Origin of the sequence: Roseateles sp. So40a, assembly GCF_048081605.1 — a bacterium.
Lineage (GTDB): Bacteria > Pseudomonadota > Gammaproteobacteria > Burkholderiales > Burkholderiaceae_C > Roseateles.
Map to the genome: position 1 here is coordinate 2,769,177 of NZ_CP182288.1, position 14,830 is coordinate 2,784,006.

General features: G+C 69.0%; 10 protein-coding genes. 3 read left to right on the forward strand and 7 right to left on the reverse strand.

The window, feature by feature from the left end; translation table 11 throughout:
- Nucleotides 1-20: 20 nt before the first annotated feature.
- The 7 genes from prsT to ACNI65_RS12655 all read right to left on the reverse strand — a co-directional run bounded on the left by prsT (nucleotide 21) and on the right by ACNI65_RS12655 (nucleotide 11,930).
- Complete coding sequence (gene prsT, locus ACNI65_RS12625) at nucleotides 21-2,885, reverse strand: XrtA/PEP-CTERM system TPR-repeat protein PrsT (protein WP_416763431.1); 2,865 nt, start codon at nucleotides 2,883-2,885, stop codon at nucleotides 21-23.
- 124 nt (nucleotides 2,886-3,009) lie between these two features.
- Nucleotides 3,010-4,377: a PEP-CTERM-box response regulator transcription factor gene (gene prsR / locus ACNI65_RS12630; RefSeq protein ID WP_416763432.1), complete on the reverse strand. Its 1,368-nt coding sequence runs from the start codon at nucleotides 4,375-4,377 to the stop codon at nucleotides 3,010-3,012.
- On the reverse strand, nucleotides 4,374-6,512 hold the full coding sequence (gene prsK / locus ACNI65_RS12635) for an XrtA/PEP-CTERM system histidine kinase PrsK (protein ID WP_416763433.1): 2,139 nt from the start codon (nucleotides 6,510-6,512) through the stop codon (nucleotides 4,374-4,376). Before prsK ends, prsR begins: the two co-directional genes overlap by 4 nt.
- A gap of 14 nt (nucleotides 6,513-6,526) precedes the next feature.
- Entirely contained in the window at nucleotides 6,527-7,906 is a 1,380-nt protein-coding gene (locus ACNI65_RS12640; RefSeq protein ID WP_416763434.1) for a TIGR03013 family XrtA/PEP-CTERM system glycosyltransferase, read from the reverse strand.
- Nucleotides 7,907-8,450: 544 nt separating this feature from the next.
- The gene (locus tag ACNI65_RS12645; RefSeq protein WP_416763435.1) at nucleotides 8,451-9,593 is read right to left on the reverse strand and encodes a branched-chain amino acid ABC transporter substrate-binding protein; all 1,143 of its coding nucleotides are present in this window, start codon (nucleotides 9,591-9,593) and stop codon (nucleotides 8,451-8,453) included.
- Nucleotides 9,594-9,994: 401 nt separating this feature from the next.
- Complete coding sequence (locus ACNI65_RS12650; RefSeq protein WP_416763436.1) at nucleotides 9,995-10,423, reverse strand: DNA polymerase III subunit chi; 429 nt, start codon at nucleotides 10,421-10,423, stop codon at nucleotides 9,995-9,997.
- A 46-nt stretch (nucleotides 10,424-10,469) separates the two neighbouring features.
- Nucleotides 10,470-11,930, reverse strand: a complete 1,461-nt coding sequence (locus ACNI65_RS12655) for a leucyl aminopeptidase (RefSeq protein WP_416763437.1) — start codon at nucleotides 11,928-11,930, stop codon at nucleotides 10,470-10,472.
- A gap of 28 nt (nucleotides 11,931-11,958) precedes the next feature.
- On the opposite strand from ACNI65_RS12655, the gene lptF reads away from it, so the two are divergent.
- The 3 genes from lptF to ACNI65_RS12670 are packed head-to-tail and all read left to right on the forward strand — an operon-like array spanning nucleotide 11,959 to nucleotide 14,808.
- On the forward strand, nucleotides 11,959-13,158 hold the full coding sequence (gene lptF, locus ACNI65_RS12660) for an LPS export ABC transporter permease LptF (RefSeq protein WP_416763438.1): 1,200 nt from the start codon (nucleotides 11,959-11,961) through the stop codon (nucleotides 13,156-13,158).
- A complete protein-coding gene (locus ACNI65_RS12665) occupies nucleotides 13,155-14,327 on the forward strand; it encodes an LptF/LptG family permease (RefSeq protein WP_416763439.1) in 1,173 nt (390 codons plus the stop codon). The genes lptF and ACNI65_RS12665 overlap by 4 nt, the downstream gene beginning before the upstream one ends.
- Nucleotides 14,328-14,382: 55 nt before the next feature.
- A complete protein-coding gene (locus ACNI65_RS12670; RefSeq protein WP_416763440.1) occupies nucleotides 14,383-14,808 on the forward strand; it encodes a sirohydrochlorin chelatase in 426 nt (141 codons plus the stop codon).
- Nucleotides 14,809-14,830: the final 22 nt, after the last annotated feature.

Below are 14,830 nucleotides of genomic sequence, written 5' to 3' on the forward strand. Positions count from 1 at the left end.
TCTTCCCAGGACCCGGCGCCTCAACGGATCGCCGCCTGCAGCTTGCGCACCTCGGCTTGTTGCTCGAAATTCGGTCCCAGGTCCGCCAGGCGTTTCAGTTCCGCCTCGGCGTCACCCTTGTTGCCGGCCGCCACGTACAACTGCGCCAGGCGCAGCCGGTACGCCGGAACGGTCGGCGCCTGCTTCACGACTTCCTTCTGCACCTCGATGGCCTTGTCCTTCTGGCCCTTGGCGGCGAGCGCCTCGGCCAGGGTGTCCATGTACGGCGGCACATTGGGGCGCAGCTTGGTCGCTTGCTCGGCAAATTTCAAGCCTTCATCGGCCTTGCCGGCGCGCAGGCGCAGCCAGGCGATGTTGTTGGCCGCCGCCGCGTTGCGCGGATTGACCGCCAGCACGGCCTGATAACGCTGCTCCGCCTCGGGGTAACGGCCCGCGTTCAGCGCCACGTCGCCGACGTGGTACAGGAACAGCTCGTCCGCCTTGTTCTTCGCCAGGAAGGCCGCGCTGTAACGCTCGGCCTCGTCCTTCTTGCCGGCCTCGATCAGCGTGCTGTGCAGGGTGATCGCCAGCTCGGTGTTGGGCACCGTGGCGCCGGCATCGATCGCCATCTGCTCGGCCTTGCGGTACGCCGCGATCGCCGCGGGCAGGTCGCGCCTGGCGCGGGCCACGTCGCCCTCGAGCTTCCAGCCCAGGCCGAACTTCGGCCGGGCCGTCTGCAGGCCCTTCACCGCGGTCATGGCCAGATCGGGGCGCTGCAGCTGCAGGCTCTTCTCGACGACCTTGCGCGCCAGGTCCGGATCGCCCGGATCCACCGCCTGCGCGCGCTTGAGCGCCGCGGCGGCGCCGTCCTTGTCGCCGGCCTGCACCGCCAGGTCCACCAGGCGCAGCGGGCCCAGCGGCGAGCGCGGCTGCAGCGTGGCGACCTTGTTGAAGCTGCTGATCGCCTGCTGGCGGTCGCCGGTGGCGGCCTGCACCTGGCCCAGCAGGTCGACCAGCGTCGGGTTGTCGGGGCTCGCGGTGACGCCTTCCTGCGCCAGCGACAGCGCGGACTTGAAGTCCTTCTTCTCCATCAGCAGCCCGACGGCGGCCTGGCGCGGCGTGGGATCGTCGGGATGCTGCTTGGCGAGCTCGGTCAGGCGCTTGGCCGCGGCGTCGCGGTCGATCAGCTTGTGCGCGAGTTTCAGGCCCATGATGGCCATCTCGGCGCGCAGGTTCTTCGGATCGGCCTTGAGCACCGTCTCGTAACGCGTGACGGCGTCCTCGGCCTTGAGGTCCTGCAGGTCCATCGACGCCAGGCTGTTGGCCGCGGTCATCGAGCCCGGCTCCCGCTTGGCGGCCTCCAGGAAGGCGGCCTTCGCGCCGGCGCGGTCGCCCCGCAGCAGCAGCATGCGCCCGCGCAGCTCCGGCGCCGTCGACGACTTCGGATCCTTCTTGTCCAGCACCGCGATCGCCTGCGTCGCGCCGTCGTAGTCCTTCTGGCGCGCCAGCACGCTGATCAGCGCGATGTCGGCGATGGTGCCCTTGTCCTGCGCCGCGAGCTGGCGCAGCGCGGTCATGCCCGCGGCCGCCTGGCCCTTCTGCATCTGACCCAGCGCCAGCCCCACGCGGCTGCGCACGTCATTGGGATTGAGCTCGGCGGCGCGCGCCAGGAAGCGCTCCGCCTCCGCGCCCTGCCCCTGCTTGAGCCGGATCTCGGCGGCCAGCGCCAGCACCTCGGCCGACGGCGACTTGCCGTCCAGCGCCGGCTGCAGCGTGGCCAGCGCCTGCTCGGTGTCGCCGCCGCGCAGCTGCAGCTGCGCCAGCGCCACGCGCGCGGGCTGCGCGTCCGGTGTCGCCTGGATCAGCTTCGCGTAATGCGATTCGGCCTGGCGCAGGTCGCCATTGGCCTGCGCCACGCGGCCGGCCAGGAACAGCGCGCGTTCGTTGTTCGGGGCGACCTTCAGCAGCGCCTGGGTCAGCTCGGTGGCTTCCTTGATCTGCCCGCCGTCCAACGCGAAGACCGCCGCGTAATAGAAGGTCTGCGCGTGTTGCGGCGCGGCCGCCTTCATCGCGGTGAGCGCCTCCTTGGCGCCGGCCTTGTCGCCGGTGCGCATGAGCTGGTTGATCAGCCCGGCATGCGCGCCCACCAGTTTCTTGTCGACCTCCAGCGCCTTGCGGAAGCTCGCGATGCTCTCGGCGGGCGGCGCCTCCGCCAGCACCTGCAGCTCGCCCTTGAGCAGCCAGGCCTCGCCCGACTGCGGCGACTTGGCCAGCACGCGGTCGATTTCCTCGCGGGCCTCGGGCAGCTTGCCCTCGCTGGTGAGCAGCCGCACGTTGACCAGGCGGACCTGCACGTTGTCCGGCGCGGCGCGGACCGCCGCGTCGGCGGCCTTGCGGGCCTCGGCCAGGCGTTGCTTGGCGACGAAGGCGCCGACCAGCGTGGTCTGCAGGTCGGCCTCGTCGGCGGCGTTCTGCAGATGGCGGGTGCCGAACTGGCCCAGCAGCTCATCGACCTTGCCCTGCATCAGCAGCAGCCGGGCCTGCAGCGCGGCCAGCGCGTCGCCGCTGAAGCCCTGCGACTTGGCCTTCTCGGCCTCGATCGCGGCACCGGCCACATCGCCGCTGTCCAGCAGCGCCTTGGCCAGCAGGTAACGCGCCTCGGCCAGCGAGTCGTCCTTCTGCAGCGCGTTCTTGAGCTGGATGATCGCGGCCTTGTTGTCGCGCTTGTCGAGGTGGGCCTTGGCGGACTTCACCAGGTCCTGCGCCGACTCGCCGAAGCAGCCGGCCAGCAGCAGCGCCGATCCGAGCGCCAGCGCGGTGGCGCCCTGACGCAGCGACCGGCCCTCCCGGCCGATGGAGGTGGAGAGCGGACCGGACTTCTTGCTGGGCTCAGGCTTGCGGGACATGCGTTGTCTCTTTCGCGGTCGAGGAACAGAGGGAACGGAGTGATCGAGGGGATCAGGGCTTCAGCGATTCAAGGGATCGAAGGCGATCGGCGCGTGAGACTCGGGCCGACGGGCCTTCAGGCCGTCACGCTTTCACGCCCAGACGGGCCATCAGATCGTACAGAGTCGGCCGGCTGACCCCGAGCAGGTCAGCCGCCTTGGCGATGTTGCCGTCGGTGCGGGCCAGCGCGGCCACGACGGCCTGGCGCTCGGCGCGTTCGCGCACCGCGCGCAGGTCGAGGTCGGCCTCCTCGACCGGCGCGTCGCCGCCCGCGGGCACCGGCAGGTTGAGGTCGTCGGCGGTGATGCGCTCGCCGTCGGCCATGATCGACGCGCGCTTCATCACGTTCTGCAGCTCGCGCACGTTGCCGGGCCAGCGATGCGCCTCCACCGCGCGGATCGCGTCATCGGCCAGGCGCAGGATGGGCCGGCGCTGCTCGGACGAGAAGCGCCGCAGGAAGGCATGGCTCAGCAGCACCGCGTCGCCGACGCGATCGCGCAACGGCGGGATGTCCACGACGATCTCGGCCAGCCGGTAGAACAAGTCCTCGCGGAACAGGCCCTGCTCGATCTTGGCCTTCAGGTCCTGGTGCGTCGCGCCGACGATGCGCACGTCCACCGGGATCTCCTGGCGTCCGCCCAGGCGCTCGATGCTGCGCTCCTGCAGGAAACGCAGCAGCTTGGCCTGCAGCGGCATCGGCAGATCACCGATCTCGTCGAGCATCAGCGTGCCGCCGTGCGCGGTCTCGATCTTGCCGACGGTCGTCTTGGTCGCGCCGGTGAACGCGCCGCGCTCGTAGCCGAAGAGCTCGCTCTCGAGCAGCGCCTCGGGGATCGCGGCGCAGTTGATCGCCACGAAGCGGCCCTTGCGCTTGGAGGCGTCATGCAGCGACTGCGCCAGCACCTCCTTGCCGGTGCCGCTCTCGCCGAGCAGCAGCACGGTCGCGTCGCTGCCCGAGACGCGCTCGACGGTGCGGCACAGGCGCTGCATCTGCGGATCGCGCGTGATCAACCGGCCGGTGGCCTCGCCGTCCTGCTGCGTGAGCAGGCGCTGGTTCTCCTGCTGCAGCTCGTGCAGCCGCATCGCGCGCTCCACGGTCAGCACGAGCACGTCCGGATCCACCGGCTTGGCCAGGAAGTCGTAAGCGCCCATGCGGATCGCCCGCAGCGCGTTGGTCTGGTCGTTCTGACCGGTCAGCACGATGACCTTGGTGCCGGGCTCCAGCTCGATCAGCTTCTCGAGCAGCCTGAAGCCCTCGGAGGTCGAGTCCTGGTCCGGCGGCAGGCCCAGGTCCATCGTGACCACGGGCGGCTTGTGCCGGCGGAACTGCAGCACGGCGCTGGCGACGTCGTCGGCGGTCACGGACTCGAAGCGGTCCATGGACCACTTGAGCTGCTTCTGCAGCGCGAGGTCGTCCTCGACGATGAGCAGCGATGGGGGTTGCGCGCTCATCGTGCCTGCGCCAGTGCGGCGTCACTGCCCGTCTGGGCGAAAAACAGCGGCAGCAAGATGGTGACCTTGGTGCCTCTTCCGGGCGCGCTTTCCACGTTGATCTTCCCCCCTAGTTCCTGCAGATACTGGTAGCTCTCGTAGGCGCCGATGCCCATGCCCGCCGCCTTCGTCGTCTGGAAGGGCTTGAACAGCCGCTGATCGATGAATTCCTGCGTCATGCCGCAGCCAGTATCTTCCACTTCCACCTGCGCGTGACTGCCCACGCGCTGCAATCGCAGCGTGACGCGGCCGTCGATCGGCGTGGCGTCCAGCGCGTTCTGCACCACGTGGCCGAGCACGCGCTCGATCCGTTCCTCATGGCCGCGCGCGCTGACCTCGTCGCGCAGCTCCAGCTCCAGCGCCCGGCCCTTGCTGACGGCCGCGGCGGCCAGGCGCCGCGCGATCGCCGTCAAGGCCACGCCGCTGGCGCTGCCGTGATGCGGCTTGTCGCCCTCGCGCAATTGCAGCATCAGCTGGCGCATCTTCTCCAGCGAGTTTTCCACCGTGTCCAGCATGTCCTGCTGGAACTCCGGGTTGTCGCGCAGCCGCTTGGCGTTCTTCATCATCAGCGACAGCTGCGTGACGATGTTCTTCAGGTCATGCACGACGAAGGCCGACATGCGGTTGAAGGCCTCGAACTTGCGCGCCTCCAGCAGCGCCTCGGCGGCCTGCATCTGCGCGAGGTAACTCGCCGCCTGACGCGCCGCGGTGCGCAGCAGGTCGCGCACTTCCCAGTCGAGCTCCAGCCGCGTGCGCGGCTGCCCCAGGATCACCCAGCCGGTGAGCGTGCCCGCGTTGAGCAGCGGCACCAGCAGCCAGTGCCGCGCATCCCCGGCCAGCGCGGGATGCAGCGGGGCGTGCTCGTACGCCGCCGGATCGCGGCGCCATTCGTCCAGGTCGACGATCCACGCGCGTTCCTGCAGCAGGTGCAGCAGCGCGGCGTCGGCGTTCAGCACCTGACGGTCGTCGTTGAGGTTCCAGCGCGCGGCCTGCGCGTACTCGGCATCGCCGCCGGAAACCGGTGCCCGCTTGAGCCACAGCGCGCCCGAGGGGCTCTCCACCAGGTGCGCCAGCCCGCGGATCACCGATTCACCGAGCTCCGCCGGCGAGGCGCTCGCGGACAGCATTGCGGTGAAACGCAGCCATTCCTGGCGGTAGTCGTAGCGGTAGCTGAAGAAATGCTTGCTGATGTAGACGCGCAGCTTCGCGCGCAGCGAGCCCGACAGGCCCATCGTCAGCAGCGCCAGCACGCCCACCGCGAGCAGCACCTGCTGCAGCGCCCGGCCCCATTCGCCGCCGGTGTAGCGCACGTAGTAGCCGATGCCCGACACGCCCAGCAGGTACACACCCACGATCAGCAGCGTGGCCGAATGGAAGGCCGCGGTGCGCGAGACATGGAGCTTGTCCAGCCACTTCTTGTGGCGCCGGCTGGCCAGCCACAGCAGCGGCACGGCCAGGCTGTGCACGGCGGCGCGGACGCTGAGCGCGTCGCCGTCGAACTGCTGGAACAGCGAGGCCTGCGAGAACACGAACACGTCGAACGCGAAGACCGCGCCCAGCCCCAGGCTGACCGGCTTGGCGTTCCAGCGGGCGTCGCTGTCGATGTTGCGCAGCATCTGCTCGATCAGCACCAGGCCGAAGACGCCCAGTCCGAGCCACGCCATCGTCATCGGACGCTGCATCTCGGAGAGCGACGCATCGCCCCAGTAGCGCCACAGCGGCAGCGCCACGGCCACCGCCACGCCGGCCCAGGCCAGCCACTGCAGCGGCCGCGCGACGCCGGCGCTGCGCGCCTGGCCGTCGTCGCCGCGCGATTCGATCAGCGCCAGGATGAAGGAGAACCACGCGCCGTAGCGCAGCGCGTCGCACACCGGCAGCAGCACGAGCGCCGGCCAGCCGTGCGCGCCGAGCAGGCCCTGCTCGACCGCCGCGTCCAGCCCCGCCCACAAGGCGCTGAGCAGCAGCGCGATCTCAAGCCGAAGCGCGCGGCGTCGATGCTGGCTGAATTGCGGCAGCACCACGACCGCCAGGGCCAGGTGCGCCAATACCGCGACGATCCCCGACGCGGTGCCGAGGTTCAGGGAAGTTGCCCACATGGATCAGGGTGCGCTCAGCGCGCCCCCCGCCCCGTCAGGACCACGGCCACCGTCTCCAGCATGATCAGCAGATCGAGGAACAGCGTGTGGTTCTTGACGTAGTACAGGTCGTACTGGAGCTTCTCCAGCGAGTCCTCGATGGTCGAGCCGTATTCGTAGCGCACCTGCGCCCAGCCGGTGACGCCCGGCTTCACGCTGTGGCGCACCGCGTAGTACGGGATCTGCGCGACGAGCTCGTCCACGAAGAACGGACGCTCGGGACGCGGACCCACCATGCTCATCTCGCCGCGCAGCACGTTGATCAGCTGCGGCAGCTCGTCGATGCGCACCTTGCGGATGAAGTTGCCGACGCGCGTGACGCGGGCGTCGTTCTTGGTCGCCCACTGGGGGCGGCCGTCCTTCTCGGCGTCGTTGCGCATGCTGCGGAACTTGATCACCTTGAAGGTCGCGCCGTTCAGGCCGACGCGTTCCTGCGTGTAGAAGATGCCGCCGGGCGATTCCAGCTTGATCAGCAGCGCGGTGATCGCCATGATCGGCGCCGTCGCCACCAGCAGCACCAGCGACGAGCACAGGTCGAAGACCCGCTTGACCGCGCTGCGCAGCACGCCCTGGTTGAAGCCGTCACCGAAGATCAGCCAGCCCGCGTGCACGTGGCTGATCTTGATCTGCGCGAGCGTCTTCTCGAAGTAGGTCGCCAGGTCCACGACACGGATGCCGTAGAGCTTGCAATCCAGCAGCTGGCGCAGCGGCATCGAGCCGCCACGGCGCTCGGACAGCGCCACGACGATCTCGTCCACGCCCAGGCGCATCGCGGCGTCGGTCAGGCTTTCGCCCGCGCCCAGCAGCTCATGCGCGGGCACCTGCGGATCGATCTCGTTGGGGCCCGGCAGGAAACCGACGATCTGCGCGTGCGGATCGGCGGCGCGCAGGCTCTCGCTGACGGCCAGCGCGGCGTGGCCGCTGCCGAAGATCAGGATCTTGGTCCGGCCCGCGCCCTGCGCGCCGGAGTGCGCGGCGTAGACGCGGTGCACCATGACCAGCGCGACGGCCAGCATGGCGGTGGAGGTGAGCAGCTCGCGATGCGACACCGTCGCGGGGATCAGGCTGAACAGGCCGTAGGCCAGCGGCAGGCCGATCAGCAACGCGAAGAGCGCGCGGGCGCAGGACTGCGTCAGCGAGCGCTTGTGGGATTGGGAGTAGAGGCCGGACGCCGAGTTGATGACGAACATGCCGCCGGCCAGGGACAGGCCGTAGGACGCCGCGAAGCTCATCATGTGCTCGCCGCTGCCCTGGCTCAGGGCGACCGCGAAGACCGCCGCGACGATCAGGCCCAGGTCGAAGAGCACCTGGATCAGGGTACGACGATGGAGGTAGTGGTTAAAAATTCGAATCATGCCCGTCCCCAAAGCTGGTCACGGCACTCGCTGGGAGTGCTGTCGCCGACCCGGGTGAACCTCTCAGGACTGCTCGCTGCGCGGCGGGTGGCTCCAAGGGGAGACCCCAACTCGCTGCGGGGGGCATCATGCCTCCCACCCCCAGGCTTGAAAGCCCCCCGTTTGCAGGGGCCGCCGCCTTGCAATCCGACTCGGTTGAACCCGTGTCGTCGACCTCCGCCGGATCCCCGAATCGACCCGGTGGCGCGCTGACGGGGGCCATTGTCTGTAGCACCCGGAAGGTGCGAACCCCCTGACTGAATGCTTTCAGGGGCTCTCGTGCGGGAATGCACGCGAGTGAGGGGGTGACCCCTCGATCAGGGGACACGCCGTTGTCGGGCTGTCGTCGCGCTGTCAGAGACGAAACGTGAAGGAATGCGTGAAGGGGTGCGTGACAGGATGACCAAGGTCACGAGCGTGGCGCGGGAGACGAAAAAAAACGCCCACCGAGGTGGGCGTTTCGTCGGTCGCCGCGGCCGCGAGGGCCGGCCGGGTCCGGTGGGGATCAGCGCACGACGGCGAGCTGCTCGCGGTTGCCGCCCTTGTACGTGTACAGGGTCAGCGCGCCGTTCTTGATGTCGCCCTTGGCGTCGAAGGCGATGGTGCCGGTCACGCCCTTGTAATCGGCGGTCTTGGCCAGCACGGGCAGGTAGACCTTGGGATCCGAGGACTTGGCCTTGACCATGGCGTCGACCATCACGTTGACCGCGTCATAGACGTACGGGGCGTAGATCTGGACCTCGACCTTGTACTTGTCCTTGAACTTGGTCTTGAAGGCGTCCAGCGACTTCTTCGACTCGCCTTCCACGCCGCCCGCTTCCGCGCAGACGACCTGGCTGTCGGACACGGTGCCGGCGGCCAGCTTGGGCAGTTCGGCCGTGCAGATGCCGTCGCCGCCCATGAACTTGGCTTCGATGCCCAGCTGCTTCATCTGGCGCAGCATCGGGCCGGCCACGGCGTCCATGCCGCCGAAGAAGACGACGTCGGGCTTCTTGCCCTTCAGGGAGGTCAGGATGGCGGTGAAGTCCGTGGCCTTGTCGTTGGTGAATTCACGACCGACGACCTTGCCGCCCGCGGCCTTGACGCCCTTCTCGAACTCGTCGGCGACGCCCTGGCCGTAGGCGGTGCGGTCGTCGATGACGGCGATCGACTTGCCCTTGAGCTGCGTCACGGCGTACTTGCCCAGCGTGCCGCCCAGGTGCACGTCGTCAGCCACGACGCGGAACGCGGTCTTGTAGCCGTTGCGGGTGTACTTGGGGTTGGTCGCCGACGGCGAGATCTGCGGGATGCCGGCGTCGCTGTAGATCTTGGACGCGGGAATCGTCGTGCCGGAGTTCAGGTGGCCGATGACGCCGTTGACCTTGGAGTCCACCAGCTTCTGCGCGGCGGCCGTGCCCTGCTTCGGATCGCCGGCGTCGTCTTCGGCCAGCAGCTCGAACTTGACCTTCTTGCCGCCGATCGTCACGCCCTTGGCGTTCAGCTCGTCGATGGCCATCTTGGCGCCCAGTTCGTTGTCCTTGCCCAGGTGGGCGATGGCGCCGCTGGTCGGACCGACGTGGCCGATCTTGACCACCGCGTCCTGCGCCATGGCGGCGCCGGTGGCGGCAATGGCGATTGCGCCCACGATCACATTCAGCTTGGATTGCATCTAGGAACCTCCGACTCGGGAATATGTGGAATGACGTTGAGTTCTCAACGCGAGCGACCATACCCCGAAAGGTTGCGGCGTTTCCATAGTGAAAATGCTGTGAACGCGGTCACGGCGCGAGCGTTGTCGCGCCCCTGTCACCGGGGCAAACCCGGATGGTTTTCGCAGGAGTGCGAAGGCGTGCACACCCCTCGCACGTCGTGTGCGGATTTCCGCCCAGTCGACACGGTGTGGCAGCAGAAATCGCCCTGTCCATGGGCTTCCCGGCACCACCGCGACGCAAGGCGGCACCGCCGTGGCGCGGCGGTCGCGAGGCGCTCATCCGGCGCCGCGATGGCTCAAATCGTCGAGGAAATTCCGTGACCGGCGAGCGTCGCGCTCAAGCCGGCATCAAACCGACATCACGCCGACATCACGTGATGATTCAGCGTCAGGCCCAGGGCCTTGTAGGCCTTGAAGCGACCGCGTCCCGCGGCGACCTGATCGGCATCGGCGGAGACCAGCTCCAGCACGCGCTCGAAGCGCTCGAGTCCCGGCGGCACGCCCGGCTCGAAGTTCAGCAAGACCTGGCACCCGGCCAGCGCGTCGAGCTGGTCCGAGAGCAGGATGGGGGTGCGCTCGCGCAGCGGCGCCGGGGTATCGGCGCGCAGCAGCACGTGCGGCAGGAATTCACCGGGCTCGAAGGTCCACAGCGTCTGGTCGAGTCGCTCGAGCAGCCGCATCGGCCCCCACACCCCGACGGTCAGCCCCGCCGCCTGCGTCTTGCGCAGCAGGCGGCAGGCGTAGACCTGGCGGTCGGGCACGCCGGTATAGAAGTTGACCTCCGTCACCGGACCTGCCCTTCCCTTCTTGATGTCCGAGGAACGCGCGCGGCGCTCAGCGGACCTGCGACAGCACGAAGTGCGTCAGCAGACCGACCGGACGGCCCGTGGCGCCCTTGGCGCCGCCGCCCTTCCAGGCGGTACCGGCGATGTCCAGGTGACCCCAGCGGTACTTCGAGGCGAAGCGCTGCAGGAACTTGGCCGCGGTGATGGAACCGCCCTCGCGGCCGGCGACGTTGGCGACGTCGGCGAAGTTGGTCTTCAGGCCGTCGGCGTAGTCGTCGTCCAGCGGCAGGCGCCAGCACGGATCCAGCGCCGTCTCGCCGGCGGCGGACAGCGCCGCGGCCAGTTCGTCGTCGCTGGCGTACATGCCGGAGCGCACGCCGCCCAGCGCGATCACGCAGGCGCCGGTCAGCGTGGCGACGTCGACGACGACCGCGGGCTTGAAGCGCTCGGCGTAGGTCAGCGCGTCGCACAGGATCAGGCGGCCTTCGGCGTCCGTGTTCAGGATCTCGATGGTCTGGCCCGACATCGACGTCACCACGTCACCCGGCTTGACCGCGCGGGCGCTGGGCATGTTCTCGCACGCGGCGATCAGCACGACCAGGTTGATCTTGGGCTTGAGCTCGGCCACGGCGCGCAGCGTGCCCAGCACGGAAGCAGCGCCGCCCATGTCGAACTTCATCTCGTCCATGCCGGCACCCGGCTTGAGCGAGATGCCGCCCGAGTCGAAGGTGATGCCCTTGCCGACCAGCACCACCGGCGCCTGCGTCTTGGCCGCGCCTTCGTACTTGGCGACGATGAAGCGCGGGGGCACGTCGGAGCCCTTGGCCACCGACAGGAACGAGCCCATGCCCAGCTTCTCGATGCCCTTCTGGTCCAGGACCTCGACCTTGATGCCGTGGCTCTTGGTCAGCGCCTTGGTCTGCTCGGCCAGATAGGCCGGCGTGGCGACGTTGGGCGGCAGGTTGGCGGCCTCGCGCGCGACGGCGATGCCCGCGCCGATGGCCTGACCGCGGGTCAGGCCGGCCTTGACGGCCTTGGCGTCATCCTTGGCGTGCAGCAGCGAGATCTTCGCCAGCTTGGACGCGGCGGGCGCGCTGGGCTTGGTTTCCCGGTAGACGTAGGTCGCTTCCTGGGCGGCGAGCACGGACTGCTCGGCCAGGGACTCGGTCAGCTCCGCGGCGAAGCCGGCGTAGGCGATCGAGGCACCGGTCGCGCCCTTGCCCTTGAGCTGGCCCAGCGCGGCGCCCAGCGCCGAACGCGCGGCCTTGAGCGTGGCGCCGCTGGCGGCCACGATCAGACGGGGCGCCTTCAGGCCGGCGGGACGCACCAGCGTCAACACCTGACCCGCCTTCAGCTCGAAGTCGCCGAGCTTGATGGCGTCCTTGATCAGGGCGGAAATGGTCTTGTCGAGCGAAGTCGGCAGGCTGTCGCCCGCGACGACCAGCACCAGGGCGTCGGCAGCGTGCGACGACAGTGCGTCGAGGGACGCGAGCTGAGAGCGAAAGTCCATAATACCGAGAAGTAGATAAAGTGCCCGGATGTTATTCGATTCATCAGTACGCAAAGAACTCGCCCGCAGTTTCGGACTGGCCTTCGTGGTCATCCTGACCATCGTCGTGACGATGCTGCTGGTGCGATCCCTGGGCATGGCGGCCAAGGGCACGGTGGCGCCGCAGCACGTGCTGCTGTCGCTGGGGTATCTGGCCCTCGCCCAGTTGCCGGTCATGCTGAGCCTGTCGCTGTTCGTCGCCGTCGTCATGTCGCTGGGGCGCATGTACAAGGAATCGGAGATGACGATCTGGTTCGCCAGCGGCCTGGGCCTGACGCGCTTCGTGCGGCCGGTGCTGGCGATGGCCTCGCCGGTGCTGCTGGTGGTGGCCGTGCTGATGACCATCGTCTGGCCCTGGAGCAACGACAACAGCGCCCAGCTGCGTGAGCAATTCGAGCAGCGCAGCGACCTGTCGCGCGTTGCGCCGGGCCAGTTCCAGAGCTCCAACGACGGCTCGCGGGTGTTCTTCATCGAGCGCGACCCCGCCGACGAGGCCGCCGCCCGCAACGTCTTCATCATGAACAACACCGAGCACCTGGAGTCGGTGACGACCTCGGCGCGCGGCGCGCTCGTGTACCAGAACAACCAGCGGGTGCTGGTGCTGGACCACGGCCAGCGCAACGACGTGGACCTGCGCAACGGCGACAAGTCGGTGGCGCGCTTCCAGCAGTACAAGGTCGTGGTGGACGACGAGGTGATGCGCGCCGGCGGCACCCGCTCGCCCAAGACGCGCCCGACGCTGGACCTGCTGGCCGACCGCACGCCGCAGAACGACGGCGAGCTGGCCTGGCGCTTCGGCATGATCCTGGGCTGCGTGAACCTGGTGCTGCTGGGCATCGGCATCTCGGCGACCAACCCGCGCCGCGCCAGCAACTGGAACCTGCTCTTCGCGCTGCTGGCGTTCATCGTCTACTTCAACCTGATCAACCTGACGCAGACCTGGGTCGTGGGCAACAAGATGAAGCTGGGACCGGCGCTGCTCGCGCTGCACGGCGGCGCCTTCGCCATCACGATGCTGCTGCTGCTCTGGCGTGAACAGGGCGCCAGGCTCGGCGCGCCGCGCAGCGGCGTGACCCCGGCGCCCGCGGAGGCGCCCGGCTACGACGAGACGATCCAAGGCCCGGTGCCCGCCGGTGTCGTGATCGCGCCGGCCTCGATGTCCTCGTCCACGCCGGGAGTGCCCACATGAAAACCGTCCGGCGGCTGCTGTACCGCGACATCCTGAGCTCCTTCACCCTGGTCATGGCCGGGTTCCTGGCGCTGTTCTTCTTCCTGGACTTCATCGACGACCTGGACCGCTTCCAGCGCCTGGGCCTGGGCATCGGGCTGGCGGTGTGGTCCAGCGCGCTGAAGCTGCCGGGCCGCTTCTACGAGCTGATGCCGATCGCGGTGCTGATCGGCACGATCTTCAGCATGGCGCGCCTGGCTCAGTCCAGCGAGTTCACGATCCTGCGCACCGGCGGCCTGGGGCCGCAGCGCGCGCTGGGGCTGCTCAGCGTGATGGCGCTGGGATTCGCCGTGCTGGCCTTCGTCGTGGGTGACTTCGTCAACCCGTGGGCCGACCGCCAGGCGCAGCTGCTCAAGTCCAGCGCCAGCGGCGGCGTGACCAACGCGCAAGGTGCCTGGATGAAGGACCGCGTCGGCGACTACAGCTACGCGGTGCACGTCGGCCGGGCGCGCTCCAACGGGTTGATGGAGGATGTGCTGATCCTGGAGTTCGACCCCAAGGGCGCGATGGCCACGCGGCTGACGGCGAAGAACGCGACCGTCGACGCCACCGGGCTGTGGAAGCTCAACGACGTGCGCCTGCTGCAGTGGTCGAAAACGCCCGCGCCGCTGAGCCAGCCCGCCGTCGTGACGGCCGCGGCGTCGGCGCCGGCCGACCCGGCGTCGCCGCAGGACAAGCTCGCCGAGAACCCCGCCGTCCACGAGCTGCTGCTGCCGAGCTACCAGTGGCAAAGCTCGCTGCCCTCGGGCGTGGTGTCCGCGGCGGTGCAGCCGACCTGGAACATGTCCACGCTGGAGCTCTATCGCTACACGCGCCACCTGTCCTCGCAGGAACAGAGCTCGGCCCAGCCCGAGATCCAGTTCTGGCGCAAGGCCTTCTATCCGTTCGCGTGCATGGTGATGGTGGCGCTGGCGCTGCCCTTCGCCTACCTGCACTTCCGCTCCGGCGGCATCAGCGTGAAGGTCTTCGGCGGCATCATGCTGGGCATCAGCTTCGTGGTGCTGAACGCCATCACCGGCCACCTGGGGCTGCTGCGCGACTGGACGCCGTGGCTCGTCGCCTCGGCGCCCAGCCTGCTCTACCTGGGCATCTCGATGGGCGCGTTCTATTGGCTGGTGCGCTATCGATGACGGGCGGGATCACCGCCTGCCGGGTCGCTCGACCTCGTCTCACGGAGGACTGCTGATGGACGGTCTGCTGCTCTTCGCCCACGGGGCCCGTGATCCGGCCTGGGCCGCGCCGTTCCAGGCCATTGCCGCGGAACTCCAGGAACGCCGCCCGGACCTCCCGATCGCGCTGGCCTACCTGGAGCTGATGCTCCCCGACATCGCCACCGCCGCCGGCGCGCTGGCCGCGCGCGGCTGCACGCGCATCCAGATCGTGCCGATGTTCCTGGGCGCCAGCGGCCATGTGCGCCGCGACGTCCCGCCGCTGGTGGAACGGCTGCGCGCCGAGCACCCGCGCATCCTCTTCGCGCTGCACGACGCGATCGGCGAGCAGCCCTCGGTGATCCGCGCGATGGCCGGCGCGACGCTGGACCTGATCTCCGCGACCACCCTGCCCGTCGATCCGCTCGATCCCGCCCGGCCGACCGTGCTGCCCCAGCACTGACCGGACCCCACGTGCGATAACC